The sequence below is a fragment of the Methylobacterium nonmethylotrophicum genome (assembly GCF_004745635.1).
GTDB lineage: Bacteria > Pseudomonadota > Alphaproteobacteria > Rhizobiales > Beijerinckiaceae > Methylobacterium > Methylobacterium nonmethylotrophicum.
This window is the reverse complement of record NZ_SRLB01000019.1, coordinates 38703-53116: the sequence shown is the minus strand read 5'-3', so window position 1 is coordinate 53116 and position 14414 is coordinate 38703. Positions and strand designations below refer to the sequence as shown.

Here is a 14414-nt window from a genome sequence, read left to right as displayed (position 1 = left end):
GGCCCCCGTCGTGGTGGCGGTTCCCCAAAAGCCTGTCACGGGCTCCCGGTGCGCCGTAACCCCACCCTCCGAGGGTGACCCGGAGGGTGGAGGTGGCCCTTTGCCTTACGCCGCGAGCTGGCGCAGCACGTAAGGCAGGATGCCGCCGTTGCGGAAGTACTCGAGCTCGTCGAGGGTATCGATGCGGCAGGTCAGCGGGACCTCCTTCACGGTGCCGTCGGCCGAGGTGATCCTGGCGGTCAGGGTCTGGCGCGGCTTCAGCTCGCCGGCCAGGCCCTCGATCGTCACGGTCTCGTCGCCCTTCAGGCCGAGGGAGGCCCAGGAGGTGTCGCCCTGGAACACCAGCGGCACCACGCCCATGCCGACGAGGTTCGAGCGGTGGATGCGCTCGAAGCTCTCGGCGATCACCGCGCGGACGCCGAGCAGCTTGGTGCCCTTCGCGGCCCAGTCGCGCGACGAGCCGGTGCCGTACTCCTTGCCGGCGAACACCACCAGCGGGGTGCCCTCCTGCTCGTAGCGCATCGCGGCGTCGTAGATGAACATCCGCTCGCCCGACGGCTGGTAGAGGGTGTAGCCGCCCTCGACCACGTTGCCGGACTCGTCCCTCACCATCTGGTTCTTGATGCGGATGTTGGCGAAGGTGCCCCGCATCATGACCTCGTGGTTGCCGCGGCGGGTGCCGTACTGGTTGAAGTCCTGCACCCGGACCTGGTGCTCCTGCAGGTAGTGGCCTGCCGGCGAGGCCGCCCGGATGTTGCCGGCCGGCGAGATGTGGTCGGTGGTGATCGAGTCGAGGAACAAGCCGAGGATGCGGGCATTGACCACGTCCTCCACCGGCTTCGGCGTCTTCTCCATGCCGACGAAGTAGGGCGGGTTCTGGACGTAGGTCGAGCCGCCGTTCCACGCGAAGGTCTCGGCCTCGGTGACCTCGACGCCCTTCCAGTTCTGGTCGCCGCCGAACACGTCGGCATAGCGCGACTTGAACAGGGCCGAGGTGATGTTGGCCTCGATGAACGCCTGCACCTCGGCGGTCGAAGGCCAGATGTCCTTCAGGTAGACCGGCTGGCCGTCCGAGCCGGTGCCGAGAGGCTCCTTGGTCAGGTCGACCTGCATCGAGCCGGCGAGCGCGTAGGCGACGACGAGCGGCGGCGAGGCGAGGTAGTTCGCCCTAACGTCGGGGTTCACCCGGCCCTCGAAGTTGCGGTTGCCCGAGAGCACCGCGGCGGCGACCACGTCGTTGTCGTTGATCGCCTTCGAGATCGGCGCCGGCAGCGGGCCGGAATTGCCGATGCAGGTGGTGCAGCCGAAGCCGACGAGGTTGAAGCCGAGCGCGTCGAGGCTCGACTGCAGGCCGGCCTTCTCGAGGTACTCGGCCACCACCTGGCTGCCGGGAGCGAGCGAGGTCTTCACCCAGGGCTTCGACCGCAGGCCCTTGGCGACCGCGTTGCGGGCCAGCAGCCCCGCACCGATCATCACGCTCGGGTTCGAGGTGTTGGTGCAGCTCGTGATCGCGGCGATCACCACGTCGCCGTGGCCGATGTCGAAATTCGCGCCCTCGACGGGGTAGCGCCTGGCGATGTCGGCTGCCTTCTTGAACTCGGTCTCCATCGCGCCGGCAAAGCCGGTCTTGGCGCCGTCGAGGAGCACCCGGTCCTGGGGACGCTTCGGCCCGGCGAGCGAGGGCTTCACGTCGCCCATGTCGAGTTCGAGGGTGTCGGTGAAGACCGGGTCCGGGGTGGTCGCGTCGCGCCACATGCCCTGCGCCTTGGCGTAGGCCTCGACGAGGGCGATACGATCATCCGCGCGGCCCGTGACCTTCAGGAAGTCGATGGTCTTCTGGTCGACGGGGAAGAAGCCGCAGGTCGCGCCGTATTCCGGCGCCATGTTGGAGATCGTGGCGCGGTCGGCGACCGACATGTCGTCGAGGCCCGGACCGTAGAACTCCACGAACTTGCCGACCACGCCCTTCTTGCGCAGCATCTGGGTGACGGTGAGCACGAGATCGGTGGCGGTGGTGCCCTCGGGCAGCTTGCCCGACAGCTTGAAGCCGACGACCTCGGGGATCAGCATCGACAACGGCTGGCCGAGCATCGCGGCCTCGGCCTCGATGCCGCCGACGCCCCAGCCCAGCACCGCGAGGCCGTTGACCATCGTGGTGTGCGAGTCGGTGCCGACGAGCGAGTCCGGATAGGCGACCTCATGGCCCTCGAAGGGCTTGGTCCAGACGGTCTGCGACAGGTACTCGAGGTTGACCTGGTGGCAGATGCCGGTGCCGGGGGGCACGACGGAGAAATTGTCGAAGGCCGACTGGCCCCACTTCAGGAAGGTGTAGCGCTCGCCGTTGCGCTCGTATTCGAGCGCGACGTTGTCGGCCAGCGCCTTCGGGGTGCCGAACTCGTCGACGATGACCGAGTGGTCGATGACGAGGTCGACCGGCACGAGGGGGTTGATCTTCTGCGGGTCGCCGCCGAGCGCCACCATGGCGTCGCGCATCGCCGCGAGGTCGACCACCGCCGGCACGCCGGTGAAGTCCTGCATCAGCACGCGCGAGGGACGGAAGGCGATCTCGACCTCGGTCTTGCCGCGGTTCTCCAGCCAGCCGACCACGGCCTCGATGTCGGCCTTGCGGACCGAGCGGTCGTCCTCGTAGCGCAGCAGGTTCTCGAGCAGCACCTTCATGGAGAAGGGCAGGCGGCTCGCATCCGGCAGGCCGTTCTTCTCGGCCTCGGGAATCGCATAGATGGTGTAGGTCTTTCCGCCGGCCTGGAGCGTCTGGCGGGCCTTGAAGCTGTCGATGGATGCCACGGCGTGGTCCTCGCGAGGGGTTGTCGAACACGGCACAGGCAGGGCCTGCGCCACACCACAGTGTTCGGCCGGATGCGCTGCGGGGTCGTCCCTGCCTGACGCAAGGAACGGGCCCGTATGCCGCCCGCCCTCGCCTGACGGCGGGAATCGGACGGTGCGCGCGCCGCCCCGGGGGTGCCCGGACTGGGATGCGCGAAGGACGGTTTGGACGCCTCTGAAGGTCGCGCGGCGCAGCCGGGACTGCGTATAGAACACTTCGAAACTGGCCGCTACGGGTCTGGTGGCCGCGCATTCGCGCATTCTCGGCAGGGCCGGCATAGCGTAAACGCGGGCGTCCCCCTGCCCTCCGGAGACCCCTGCCGTTGCGCCTGATCGCCGAGGACCTCGCCTGCCGGCGCTCCGGCCGGCGCCTCTTTTCCGGGCTCTCCTTCACCCTCAAGGCCGGCGAGGCGCTCACCGTCACCGGCCGCAACGGCGCCGGCAAATCGTCGCTGCTGGCGATCCTCGCCGGGCGCCTGCGGCCGGAGGCCGGGCGCCTGACGGCCGAGGCTGTGGGCGAGCGCACGATCCCCGAATGCCTGCACGTCGTCGGCCACCGCGACGGGCTGAAAGGGGCGCTCACCGCGGAAGAGAACCTCGCCTTCGCCCGCGACCTCTTGGGGGCAGCCGACCTCGCGCCCCGCGCGGCGCTCGCCCGGCTCGGCCTCGCCCATGCGGCGGGTTTGCCGGTCGCCTACCTCTCGGCCGGCCAGCGCCGGCGGGTGGCGCTCGCCCGGCTCCTCGTCTGCCGCCGGCCGCTCTGGCTCCTCGACGAGCCCACCGCCGCCCTCGACGTGGCCTCGCAAGCGGCGCTCGCCGGGCTGATGCGGGCGCATCTGGCGGAAGGCGGCCTCGTCATCGCGGCGACCCACCAGGCGCTGGAGCTGGAGGCCGCGCGCGAACTCTCCGTCGAGGCGTTCCGCCCCACGCGGTCCGACGTCGCGGCCGACCCCTTCGCGGAGGCCGTCTGATGGGCCGCGCCTTCCTGGCGGTCGTCGCCCGGGACCTGCGCCTGGCCGGCCGCATCGGCGGCTCGGGGGCCTTGTCCCTGGTGTTCTTCCTGATGATCGTCGCCCTGGTGCCGTTCGGCCTCGGGCCCGACCTCAACCTGCTGGCCCGGATCGGCCCCGGCATCCTGTGGATCGCCGCGGTGCTGGCGACGCTCATCGGCCTCGACCGCCTCTTTCAGGCCGACGAGGAGGACGGCTCCCTCGACCTCCTCTCTGGCGCCCCCGCCCCGCTCGAGCTCCTGGTCCTCGCCAAGGTCACGGCGCACTGGCTCACCACCGGCCTGCCGCTGGCGCTGGCCACCCCGCTCTTCGGGCTCCTCGTCGCCCTGAGTCCCGCCGGCATGGCTGCGACCAGCCTGACGCTCCTCGTCGGCACCCCGGCGCTGACCTTCATCGGTGCCGTCGGCGCGGCGCTCACCGCCTCGATCCGCCGCGGCGGCCTGATCCTCGCCGTGGTGGTGCTGCCCCTGATGGTGCCGACCCTGATCTTCGGCGTCTCGGCGGCGGAGGCGGCGCTCGGCGGAACCGTGCCGTTCACGACGCCGCTGGCGATCCTGGGGGCGCTCAGCCTCGCGGCGGGGGTGGTGGGGACGCTCGCCGCGGCGGCGGCGCTGCGGTGGGGGGAGTAGGTCCCCCACCGGAGGGCCCCGGGGCGACGGCTCAGGCCGCCCGCACCGTGGCGAGGAAGCGCGCGACCTCCGCGGTGAGGTGCTCCGACTGGCGCGACAGCGCGGAGGCCGACGCGAGCACCTGGTTCGCCGCCGCGCCGGTCTCGCCCGAGGCACGCGCGACCCCCGCGATGGTGTGGGTCACGTCGCGGGTGCCGGAGGAGGCCTGCGACACGTTGCGGGCGATCTCGCGGGTCGCAGCCGCCTGCTCCTCGACCCCCGCCGCGATGGAAATGGCGACGGCGCTGATCTCGCCGATCCGTCCGGTGATCGCCCCGATGGCGCCGACCGCCTGGTCCGTGGCGCCCTGGATCCGGCCGATCTGCCCGGTGATCTCCTCTGTTGCCCTGGCGGTCTGGGTGGCGAGCGCCTTCACCTCCTGGGCCACGACCGCGAAGCCGCGTCCCGCCTCACCCGCCCGGGCCGCCTCGATCGTCGCGTTCAGGGCCAGGAGGTTGGTCTGGCTGGCAATGCTCGCGATCAGGCCGACGACGTCGCTGACCTTGGCCACGGCGCCGTTCAACTCCTGCACGAGGGCGGCCGTCGCATCGGCTTCGGCCGCCGCACGCTGGGCGAGGTCCGCCGAGCCCGACACCCGGCGCCCGATCTCCTGGACGGAGACGCCGAGCTCCTCCGCGGCGGTGGCGACCGTGCCGACATTGGCCGAAGCCTCCGCCGCGGCCGCGGCCACGGCGGTGGATTGGCTGGCGGTCTCTCCGGCGTTGGCGCTCATCGTCCGGGCGGTCGCCTGCAGCTCGGTCGCCGAGGCGGACACCGTCCCGACGACGCCGCCCACCACCTGCTCGAAGCGATCCGCCATCTGGCGCATGCCGGCCCTGCGCTGGTCCTCGGCGGAGGCGCGGGCCAGTGCCGTCTCCTCCTCGAGCCGGCGGGTTTGGCCCAGATTGTCCTTGAAGACCTGCACGGCGTCGGCCATCGCACCGATCTCGTCGCGGCGACCGGCTCCCGGAACCGCAACCGTCATGTCTCCGGCGGCGAGGGCCGCCATCGCGGCCGTCATGCGGGCGATCGGACGGGAGATCCTGACCTGGCTGAACAGCATCGCGCCCAAGGCCACGACGAGCGCCGTCGCCAGCGCGACCCAGGTCGCCACGGTTGCGGTTCCTGCGCTGTCCAGCGTCGCGTCCGCTGCGCCCTGCGCCCGGCGACCGTTCAGGGCGATGGCCTGCGCGATCGCGTCACCCAATTCCCCGGAGAGCTTGAGCATCTCCGGCGAGACGATCTCCGCCAGCGCTTCCTTCGACCGGTCGGCCTCCATGAGCGTCACGGCCCGACGGCCGATCTCCTCGTAGCGCGCCCAGGCGCGCGAGAACTGCTCGTAGAGCGTGCGCTCCTCGGACGACGAGATCATGGGCTCGTAGCGGGCGCGCAGGGCGGCGACCTTCTCGACCACCGACAGATACATCTTGCGGTGCTCGACCAGCTGCTGCGCGCCCTGCGTCGCGGCCGCCAGCCGATACTGCCGGACCCGCGACTTGTCGACGGCGGATCCCAGCTCGCTGATGAGCCGTATGGCAGGGATGAGCCGGCTCGCGCTGTCCCCGGCATTCCCGCGGATCGCCTCGAGCTTCATGAGGGTCAGGCCGCCCTGAAGCCCGATCACGAGCACTAACAGCGAGAGAAGTCCAGCCAACGCCACTCTTATAGAAACGGGCATCTTTTGCTTCCTGCCGGCTGCACTGATCGAGGCGAACGCACGATCGCGATACCGCAGGGGAGTTAAATAGAATCGACAGAATTATTGATGAGGCCGAATGCCTCGACCGTCTAACGGTTAGACGGGCGCGGGACGGTTCCGGCCGTGATGAGCGGCCGCCTGGCCTGGATCAAGGGCCCGCGGCCCGACCCGTTGCTCCGCGACCGCGATCCCGGACGGCTTGGGGGGATACGGCTTGGAGGATGAAGGGCCGGTGCCGCCGCTCACGCCAGCCGCCGTTGCATGACGATCGTCCGCTCGTCGCCGTGCCGTAGCTCCGTGAGCACCTGGAACCCGAGCCTGCCGTAGAAGTGCACGGCGGTCAGCGACGACTGCAAGGTCAGCTTCGCGACGCCTGCCGCACGGGCCGCCCGCTCGATGTCGGCCATCAGGGCCCGGCCGATGCCCCGCCGCTGCGCGTCGGGAGCAATGAAGACGGCACGCACGACGGCGCCGTCGCGGCTCGCCGTACCGACGATGCGTCCCGCTTCCACCGCGACGAAGACCTGTCGCGTGGCGATCTGCGCGGCGACCCGCTCCGGCGTGAAGCTCCGGGCGACCCGCGCGATGATCTCCGGGCTGTAATCGGCGGCATTGCTCTCGTGCAACGCCGAGAGGACGACGTGGCTGATCTCCGCCGCATCGTCCGCCGTCGCCGGCCGGATCTCGAACGCCATCGCCACCCTCTCCCGGGCGCCTGCGCAGCCCGGGGGAGCGCAGGACCGTCCTAGAACACCGCCTGCCCGAGCAGCACCGCCGCGATCACGATCACCACCGCGATCACCAGGAACAGCCCGAACAGCAGCCGCGCGATGCCGCGGGCACCCGACGCCACGTTGGTGAAGCCGAGCGCGCCGGCCACCAGCGAGATCACGAAGAAGATGATCGCCCATTTCAACATGGCGGGAGCGCTCCGGGCTCTGCGAGAAGTCGCGAGGGTAACCGGCACCGCCACGCTTCGTTCCGGATGATCCACGCCCCTTTGCCACACCCGTCTGCGCCGTTCTGCGCCGTTCGTCCGCATTGCCCGTGCGGGCGCCCGCGCGCTACACCGGCGGCGATGTCGATGGATGCCGAGGCGTCGAAAGCCAAGTCGGTGGAGGCCAGGTCGATGGGTCGTCTCACGCGGCTGGCGCAGCCCGGCCACTTCATGCGCTGGTCCGGGGCGCTCCTGCCCTGGGTGGCGGGGCTCGCCCTCGTGCTGCTCGCGGTCGGCCAGTACCTGACCTGGTTCGTCGCCCCGCCCGACTACCAGCAGGGCGAGACGGTGCGGATCATGTTCATCCACGTGCCGGCGGCCTGGATGGCGGTGTTCTTCTACGGCGCCATGGCGGTCTCGGCCCTCGGCACCCTGATCTGGCGCCATCCGCTCGCCGATGTGGCGCAGCGCGCCGCCGCCCCGATCGGCGCCGCCTTCACGCTGGTCTGCCTCGTCACCGGCTCGCTCTGGGGCAAGCCGATGTGGGGCACCTACTGGGTCTGGGACGCGCGCCTGACCTCGATGCTGGTGCTGTTCCTGATCTATTGCGGGCTGCTCGCCCTGTGGCGGACCATCGAGGACCCGAACCGGGCCGCCCGGGCGGTGGCGATCCTGACCCTCGTCGGCGCCGTCAACCTGCCGATCATCAAGTTCTCGGTGAACTGGTGGTCGACCCTGCACCAGCCGGCCTCGATCCTCCGGATGGGCGGGCCGACCATCCACCCGACCATGCTCTACCCCCTGCTCGTCATGATCGCCGCCGCCTCGGTGCTCGGCATCGCGCTGCACCTGCAGGCGATGCGCACCGAGATCCTGCGCCGGCGCGTGCGCACCCTGACGATCCTCGAGGCCGAGCGGCTCGACGCCGCCCTGCTGGCCCCGCAGGCCGCCTGACATGGATCTCGGACCCCACGCCGCGTACATCCTCGGCGCCTACGGCTTCACCGCCCTGGTGATCGGTGCGCTCGTCGCCCACGCGATCCTCGACCGGCGGGCGCAGGAGCGGGCGCTGGCCCGCCTCCAGGAGGAGCCGCAGAGGCAAGACCTTCGGGGACAAGACCTCCGGGGCCGCCGGTGAGCGAGGCCCCCGTGCACCCGGTCGAGGAGAGCGAGGAGCCGCCGCGCCGCGGCCGGCTGCTGTTCCTCCTGCCGCTCCTGGCTTTCGCAGGCCTCGCCGGCATCTTCCTCGGCAAGCTGCTCACCACCGGCTACGACCCCTCCGCCGTGCCCTCGGCGCTGATCGGCCGCCAGGTGCCGGACTTCACCCTGCCGCCCGTGCCGGGCCTGACGAGCGACGGCGCCGCGGTGCCGGGCCTCGCGGCGGCGGACTTCAAGGGCAAGGTCACGGTGCTGAACGTCTGGGCCTCGTGGTGCGCGCCCTGCCAGGTCGAGCACCCGATGCTGGTGCGGCTCTCCCGCGACGGCGTGAACATCGTCGGCATCGACTACAAGGACCAGCCGGAGAACGGCCGCCGCTTCCTCGGACGCCACGGCAATCCGTTCCGGGCGGTGGGCGCCGACGAGGCCGGCCGGGTCGGCATCGACCTCGGGGTCTACGGCGTGCCGGAGACCTTCGTGATCGGGCCCGACGGGCGGATCCGCGAAAAGCTCGTCGGCATCCTGACGCCGGAGAATTACGACGCCTTCCTGGCCCGGGTCCGGGCGATGCAGTAGCGCCCGCCGGTTACTTGGGCCGGTTACTTGGGCAGCGCGTAGATGTTGACCTCGAGCGCATCGTCGGCCGGGCTGGTGAGCGGCGTCAGGTACTCCTCCACGAAGGCGTCCTGGACGATGATGCCCTTGGCGTCGAGATAGGCCGTCACCGTCTCGTAGGTCTGGTCGATGCCTTCGTAGGGCCCCTTGTGGGTGAAGCGCAGGGCCTTGCCGCTCGGCGTCGCCCCGAAGCGCAGGTCGTCGGGCAGGCCGGCCGGGCGCGGGTTCGGGACCGTCTCCACCGGCACCATCACCTCGTACTGGAAGCCGTCGTCGTCGGTGCGGGTGAAGACCGCGAGCGGCTTGCCGTTCGCCTTGACGCCGGCCCCTGCTAGCGCGGTCTCGACCTTGCCGATCGCGTCCTTGAGGTTCGGCACCGCCTGGTCCCAGGTCGCCTTGCCGGCCAGGATCGCGGTGGGCTTGGCCGGCAGGGTCACCTCGTCGACGTCGGACGGGTCGCCCGGATTGGCGACGAGCGGCGGCCGGCCGGCGGTCGGCGGCACCGGGGTCGCGGGCGGCAGCGCCTTCTCGGGGGCGGGCGGGGTCGGGGCCTGGTTCGTCCCCGGGCCGGGCCCCGGCGCCGTGGTGGTCGGCAGCGGGGTCGTTTGCGCCGGCGAGGGCGTGCCGGCCGGGGGCGCGGCGGGCGAAGGAGCGGGAGCCGGGGCGGGCTGCTGCGCCGGAACCGGGGTCCCGCAGGCCAGGGACGCGGCGAGGCCGATCGCGATCGTCGGGAGGCGGGTCTTCATCACGGGCGGAGCGCTCCGGGCGGGGACAGCGTGGGCCGGCATCGCCGGACGGGTCGAACGCGTCAAGCGCAAAGCCGTTGCAGGTCCATCGCGAGAGCGTGAGCGCCGGGGCCGGTCCACAAACCCCGCGCGGCTCGCCTCGGCCGAACTTCTGGTCCATAGAGCGCCCGCCCCCCATCTGGGCGGTATCGTCACCCATGAGGCCCCGCGTGTCCCCCCTCGCCCATCGCCGCTTCCTGAAGATGAACGGCCTCGGCAACGAGATCGTGGTGCTGGACCTGCGCGGCGGCGACGTGCGGGTGCAGCCCGACGAGGCCCGCGCCATCGCGGCCGACCCGGCTTCCCGCTTCGACCAGATGATGGTGCTGCACGACCCCGTCACCCCGGGCACCGACGCCTATGTGCGGATCTACAACACCGACGGCTCGGAGGCCGGCGCCTGCGGCAACGGCACCCGCTGCGTCGCCTGGGCGATGCTCGACGATCCCGTCATGGCCCGCCCGGCGGAGGCCGACCGCCTGACCCTCGAGACCAGGGCCGGCCTCCTCGACGTGACCCGCGTCTCGCACCTGGACTTCACCGTCGACATGGGGGCGCCGCGCTTGGCGTGGGACGAGATCCCGCTCGCCGAGCCCTTCCCCGACACCCGCCGCATCGAGTTGCAGATCGGGCCGATCGACGATCCCGTGCTGCACTCGCCCGGCGCGGTCAGCATGGGCAACCCGCACGCGGTGTTCTTCGTCGACCGCGACCCTGACGCCTACGACCTCGCCCGGATCGGCCCGCTGCTCGAATCCCACCCGATCTTCCCGGACCGGGCCAACATCTCGCTCGCGCAGGTGATCGACCGCTCCCACATCCGCCTGCGGGTCTGGGAACGCGGCGCCGGCCTCACCCGCGCCTGCGGCACCGCCGCCTGCGCCGCCCTGGTGGCCGCCTCGCGCCTGCGCCTCACCGGCCGCGAGGCCACCGTCACCCTGCCGGGCGGCGACCTGCGCATCGCCTGGGGCGCGGACGACCACGTCCGCATGACCGGCCCGACGGAGCTCGAACACGAGGGCACCTTCGCGCCGTCCCTGTTCGCGGCGGCGCCCGTCGAGGGCGCGACCACCGCTCCTGCGGGAGCGGCCTGATGGCCGTGGAGGTCCTGAGCTTCGGCTGCCGCCTCAACGCCGCCGAATCGGAGGCGATGCGCCGGCAGGCGGAGGAAGCGGGCCGGGACGGTCTCGTCCTCGTCAACACCTGCGCGGTCACCGTTGAGGCCGGCCGCCAGGCCCGCAAGGCGATCCGGGCCGCCGTACGGGCCAACCCGGCGGCGCGGGTGGTGGTGACGGGCTGCGGCGCGCAGGTCGAGACGCAGGCCTATGCCGCCATGCCGGAGGTGGCCGAGATCGTCGGCAACCGCCGCAAGCTCGATCCGGCGACATGGGCGAATCGTGGGACCGACTCCGCGACCGGGCGGATCCGGATCGACGACGTGATGCGGCCGGACCCCGATCCCTTGCCGGAGCCGGCGCCGATGCGCGCCCGCACCCGCGCCTTCCTGCCGGTGCAGAACGGATGCGACCACCGCTGCACCTTCTGCGTCATCCCGTTCGGCCGCGGCAACTCGCGCTCGGTGCCGGTCGAGACGGTCGTGGCGCAGGTCCGCGCCCTCGTGGGGCACGGCACCCGCGAGGTGGTGCTCACCGGCGTCGACCTCACGGCCTATGGCCGCGACCTCGGCGGGCCGAGCCTCGGCGGCCTGGTGCGGGCGATCCTGCGCGCCGTGCCGGACCTCGACCGCCTGCGCCTGTCCTCGATCGATTCCGTCGAGGCCGATCCGGAGCTGATCACGGCGCTCGCCGAGGAACCGCGGCTGATGCCGCATCTCCACCTCTCGCTCCAGGCCGGCGACGACCTGATCCTCAAGCGGATGAAGCGCCGCCACGGCCGCGACGACGCGATCCGGTTCTGCGCCGCGGTCCGGCGTTTACGCCCCGACGCGGTGTTCGGCGCCGACCTGATCGCCGGCTTCCCGACCGAGACCGAGGCGCAGTTCGCCCGCTCCCTCGACCTCGTGGAGGCATGCGGCCTCGCCCAGCTCCACGTCTTCCCCTACTCGCCCCGCCCCGGCACGCCGGCCGCCCGGATGCCCCAGGTCGCTCCGACCGAGATCCGCGACCGCGCGGCGCGCCTGCGCGAGGCCGGTGCCGCCGCCCTCGCCCGCCGCCTCGACCGCGAGGTCGGGCAGACCCGCCGGGTGCTGGCTGAGCGCGGCGGCATCGGGCGGACGGAAGGTTTCCTGCCGGTGCGGCTGCCGGAGGGGGTGGAGGCCGGGGCGCTCGTCGATCTTGGCATCGCCGGGCATGACGGGCAGGTGCTGCAGGCCGCGTGAGAGATCGTCTGCCTCTCCAGGCCTCGCCGCGGTCGTTCTGCTCCTCTCCCACTCGCGACCTCATCCTGAGGTGCCGGCGATCGAAGATCGCGAGTGAAACGAGCCTCGAAGGAGGGCTCCAGGGATCGCGGAGCCTTCTGGAGCCCTCCTTCGAGGCCCACTTATGGGCACCTCAGGATGAGGTTTGCGGGTGGGAAGGTCATCGCCACACGCAAATCCACTTTCGTGTGCCCTGCCTCGATGCCTGATCAGGCTTGGGCACCCATCCCGCACGCCCGCAGCCCCTCCCGCATATGCTCCGGCGCCGGCGCCTCCACGGCGATTGCCGGCTTCTTCGGGTAGAGCGGCAGGGCGAGCGCCCGGGCGTGGAGCTGCAGCCCCGGCCCGCCCTGGCGCGGGGCGGTGCCGTAGACCGTGTCGCCGAGGATCGGCCAGCCCATCGCGGCGCAGTGCACCCGGAGCTGGTGGGTGCGGCCGGTCACCGGGGTCAGCGCCAGCCAGGTCCGCCCGCCCGCCGGATCGCGCCCCATCACGCGCCAGCGGGTGAGCGACGGGTCGCCGGCGGGGTCGGTCTTCATCCACCAGCTGCGCGGGTCGTCGGAGCGGCGCGCCAGGGCTAAGTCGATCTGGCCCTCCTCCTCCGCCGGCCCGCCCTCCACCAGCGCCCAGTAGGTCTTCTCCGCCTGCCCTTTCGCGAACAGGGCGTTCAGCCGGGCGAGCGCCTTGGCGTGGCGCCCGAGCGCCAGGCAGCCGGAGGTGTCGCGGTCGAGGCGGTGGGCGGCTTCCGGCCGGCGCGGCAGGCCGAAGCGCAGGGCGTCGAGGTGCTGGGTCAGGGTCTCGCCGCCCTTCGGTCCCGGATGCACCGGCAATCCCGCCGGCTTGTCGATGACGAGCACGAGGGCATCGCGGTAGAGGAGCCGCGCGAGTATGTCGTCAACGATCATGAGCCTGTCGCAGCGGCGGTGGGAGGCGGGCGAAAGTAAGGGCAGGCCGCCCTAGATCGTCCGAAGGGTCTGGAGCAAGTGCGGATGAGTGAGACGAAACAGCCGGGCTGGCTCGGCCGACTGTTCGGCCGGAAGGAGACGCCGGCCGAGACGCCGGCACCTGGCCCCGATCCCGCCGAGACGATGCCGACGGAGCCGACCGGCACCCTCTCGGAGGGCGTGCCCGACTTCGCCACCGCCGCCGACGAGGTGCTGCCGGCCCCGCCGACGGTGACCGAAGCCTCGCCCGAGACGGAGCCGGAGCAGGACCTGCCCGAGGAACTTGCCGGGGCGGACCTGGAGCCGGTCGAGGGCATGCAGCCGGAAGGCCAGGTGCCGGCGGCGCCCGAGCCCGAGACGGCGGAGGCCGAAGCTCCCGAGGCGGCGGAGGCGTCTCCGCTCGTGATCTACCAGCCCCCGGCCGAGCCCGAGGCGCCGGCGGAGAAGCGCGGCTGGTGGAGCCGGCTGACCGGCGGCCTCAGGCGCACCTCCTCGGCCCTCTCCGACCGGGTCACCGGGCTGTTCACCAAGCGCAAGCTCGACGCCGACACCCTGGAGGAGCTGGAGGACGCGCTGATCCAGGCCGATTTCGGCCTCGAGACCGCGACCCGGATCGCGGAAGCCGTCGGCAAGGGCCGCTACGAGAAGGGCATCGCCCCCGACGAGGTCCGGGCGATCCTCGCCGCGGAGGTCGAGCGCGCCCTCGATCCGGTCGCCGAGCCCCTCGTCGTCGACACGACGAAGAAGCCCTTCGTGATCCTGATGATCGGCGTCAACGGCGCCGGCAAGACCACGACGATCGGCAAGCTGACCCAGAAATTCCGGGCGCAGGGGCACAGCGTGATGCTGGCCGCCGGCGATACCTTCCGGGCCGCGGCGATCGAGCAGCTGAAGGTCTGGGGCGAGCGCACCGGCGCGCCGGTGGTGGCGCGCGCGCAAGGGTCGGACGCCGCCGGCCTCGCCTTCGACGCGCTCCAGGCCGCCCGCGACGCCGGCTCCGACATCCTGATGATCGACACCGCCGGCCGCCTCCAGAACAAGGCCGGGCTGATGGCCGAGCTCGAGAAGGTGATCCGGGTGATCCGCAAGCTCGACGAGGCGGCGCCCCACGCGGTGCTCCTCGTCCTCGACGCCACGGTGGGCCAGAACGCGCTGAGCCAGGTCGAGATCTTCCAGAAGGCCGCCGGCGTCACCGGCCTCGTCATGACCAAGCTCGACGGCACCGCGCGGGGCGGCATCCTGGTGGCGCTCGCCGCCAAGTTCGGCCTGCCGGTCCATTTCATCGGCGTCGGCGAGGGCGTCGACGACCTCGAGCCTTTCGCGGCCCGCGACTTCGCCCGGGCGATCGCGGGCCTCGACAAGGGGTGACGGGAGACC

The 14414-nt window shown here is 71.9% G+C and carries 14 protein-coding genes; 8 read left to right on the top strand and 6 right to left on the bottom strand.

The genetic code is table 11. The features are described from left to right. Positions 1-105 precede the first annotated feature (105 nt). A complete protein-coding gene (gene acnA / locus EU555_RS23480; protein WP_135417647.1) occupies positions 106-2805 on the bottom strand; it encodes an aconitate hydratase AcnA in 2700 nt (899 codons plus the stop codon). Between the two features lie 362 nt (positions 2806-3167). Here acnA and ccmA point away from each other — a divergent pair, with 362 nt between their 5' ends. After that, the gene (gene ccmA, locus EU555_RS23475; protein ID WP_135417646.1) at positions 3168-3815 is read left to right on the top strand and encodes a heme ABC exporter ATP-binding protein CcmA; all 648 of its coding nucleotides are present in this window, start codon (positions 3168-3170) and stop codon (positions 3813-3815) included. Next, on the top strand, positions 3815-4483 hold the full coding sequence (ccmB, locus tag EU555_RS23470) for a heme exporter protein CcmB (protein ID WP_135417645.1): 669 nt from the start codon (positions 3815-3817) through the stop codon (positions 4481-4483). The genes ccmA and ccmB overlap by 1 nt, the downstream gene beginning before the upstream one ends. 31 nt (positions 4484-4514) lie before the next feature. On the opposite strand, the gene EU555_RS23465 is transcribed toward ccmB, so the two are convergent. From EU555_RS23465 to EU555_RS23455, 3 genes are all read right to left on the bottom strand, one after another. Next, a complete protein-coding gene (locus EU555_RS23465) occupies positions 4515-6200 on the bottom strand; it encodes a methyl-accepting chemotaxis protein (protein WP_135417644.1) in 1686 nt (561 codons plus the stop codon). Positions 6201-6463: 263 nt separating this feature from the next. Further along, positions 6464-6916, bottom strand: a complete 453-nt coding sequence (locus EU555_RS23460) for a GNAT family N-acetyltransferase (RefSeq protein ID WP_135417643.1) — start codon at positions 6914-6916, stop codon at positions 6464-6466. A gap of 50 nt (positions 6917-6966) precedes the next feature. Next, on the bottom strand, positions 6967-7140 hold the full coding sequence (locus tag EU555_RS23455) for a DUF1328 domain-containing protein (RefSeq protein ID WP_048450062.1): 174 nt from the start codon (positions 7138-7140) through the stop codon (positions 6967-6969). 210 nt (positions 7141-7350) lie between these two features. Here EU555_RS23455 and EU555_RS23450 point away from each other — a divergent pair, with 210 nt between their 5' ends. The 3 genes from EU555_RS23450 to EU555_RS23440 are packed head-to-tail and all read left to right on the top strand — an operon-like array spanning position 7351 to position 8892. Beyond that, positions 7351-8112 carry a heme ABC transporter permease gene (locus EU555_RS23450; protein ID WP_135417642.1) on the top strand — a complete coding sequence of 254 codons (762 nt, stop codon included), beginning with the start codon at positions 7351-7353 and terminating at the stop codon, positions 8110-8112. Position 8113: 1 nt separating this feature from the next. After that, a complete protein-coding gene (gene ccmD / locus EU555_RS23445) occupies positions 8114-8296 on the top strand; it encodes a heme exporter protein CcmD (RefSeq protein ID WP_135417641.1) in 183 nt (60 codons plus the stop codon). Next, positions 8293-8892 carry a DsbE family thiol:disulfide interchange protein gene (locus EU555_RS23440; protein ID WP_425375142.1) on the top strand — a complete coding sequence of 200 codons (600 nt, stop codon included), beginning with the start codon at positions 8293-8295 and terminating at the stop codon, positions 8890-8892. The genes ccmD and EU555_RS23440 overlap by 4 nt, the downstream gene beginning before the upstream one ends. Positions 8893-8915: 23 nt before the next feature. On the opposite strand, the gene EU555_RS23435 is transcribed toward EU555_RS23440, so the two are convergent. After that, positions 8916-9677, bottom strand: coding sequence for a GyrI-like domain-containing protein (locus tag EU555_RS23435; RefSeq protein ID WP_245524448.1), 762 nt, complete (start codon positions 9675-9677; stop codon positions 8916-8918). A 209-nt stretch (positions 9678-9886) separates the two neighbouring features. On the opposite strand from EU555_RS23435, the gene dapF reads away from it, so the two are divergent. Both dapF and mtaB read left to right on the top strand, forming a co-directional pair. Beyond that, a complete protein-coding gene (gene dapF / locus EU555_RS23430; RefSeq protein ID WP_135417639.1) occupies positions 9887-10810 on the top strand; it encodes a diaminopimelate epimerase in 924 nt (307 codons plus the stop codon). After that, on the top strand, positions 10810-12054 hold the full coding sequence (gene mtaB, locus EU555_RS23425) for a tRNA (N(6)-L-threonylcarbamoyladenosine(37)-C(2))-methylthiotransferase MtaB (RefSeq protein ID WP_135417638.1): 1245 nt from the start codon (positions 10810-10812) through the stop codon (positions 12052-12054). Before dapF ends, mtaB begins: the two co-directional genes overlap by 1 nt. A gap of 248 nt (positions 12055-12302) precedes the next feature. On the opposite strand, the gene EU555_RS23420 is transcribed toward mtaB, so the two are convergent. Further along, positions 12303-12998: an RluA family pseudouridine synthase gene (locus EU555_RS23420; RefSeq protein WP_135417637.1), complete on the bottom strand. Its 696-nt coding sequence runs from the start codon at positions 12996-12998 to the stop codon at positions 12303-12305. 84 nt (positions 12999-13082) lie between these two features. Between EU555_RS23420 and ftsY the strand changes: the two genes are divergently transcribed. After that, entirely contained in the window at positions 13083-14405 is a 1323-nt protein-coding gene (gene ftsY / locus EU555_RS23415; RefSeq protein WP_135417636.1) for a signal recognition particle-docking protein FtsY, read from the top strand. Positions 14406-14414 lie beyond the last annotated feature (9 nt).

Bases quoted from the DNA above. Each gene is read 5' to 3' on its own strand.
- ccmB (WP_135417645.1), top strand. From the start codon at position 3,815: ATGGGCCGCGCCTTCCTGGCGGTCGTCGCCCGGGACCTGCGCCTGGCC.
- EU555_RS23465 (WP_135417644.1), bottom strand. From the start codon at position 6,200: ATGCCCGTTTCTATAAGAGTGGCGTTGGCTGGACTTCTCTCGCTGTTA.
- EU555_RS23460 (WP_135417643.1), bottom strand. From the start codon at position 6,916: ATGGCGTTCGAGATCCGGCCGGCGACGGCGGACGATGCGGCGGAGATC.
- EU555_RS23455 (WP_048450062.1), bottom strand. From the start codon at position 7,140: ATGTTGAAATGGGCGATCATCTTCTTCGTGATCTCGCTGGTGGCCGGC.
- EU555_RS23450 (WP_135417642.1), top strand. From the start codon at position 7,351: ATGGGTCGTCTCACGCGGCTGGCGCAGCCCGGCCACTTCATGCGCTGG.
- ccmD (WP_135417641.1), top strand. From the start codon at position 8,114: ATGGATCTCGGACCCCACGCCGCGTACATCCTCGGCGCCTACGGCTTC.
- EU555_RS23435 (WP_245524448.1), bottom strand. From the start codon at position 9,677: ATGAAGACCCGCCTCCCGACGATCGCGATCGGCCTCGCCGCGTCCCTG.
- mtaB (WP_135417638.1), top strand. From the start codon at position 10,810: ATGGCCGTGGAGGTCCTGAGCTTCGGCTGCCGCCTCAACGCCGCCGAA.
- EU555_RS23420 (WP_135417637.1), bottom strand. From the start codon at position 12,998: ATGATCGTTGACGACATACTCGCGCGGCTCCTCTACCGCGATGCCCTC.
- ftsY (WP_135417636.1), top strand. From the start codon at position 13,083: ATGAGTGAGACGAAACAGCCGGGCTGGCTCGGCCGACTGTTCGGCCGG.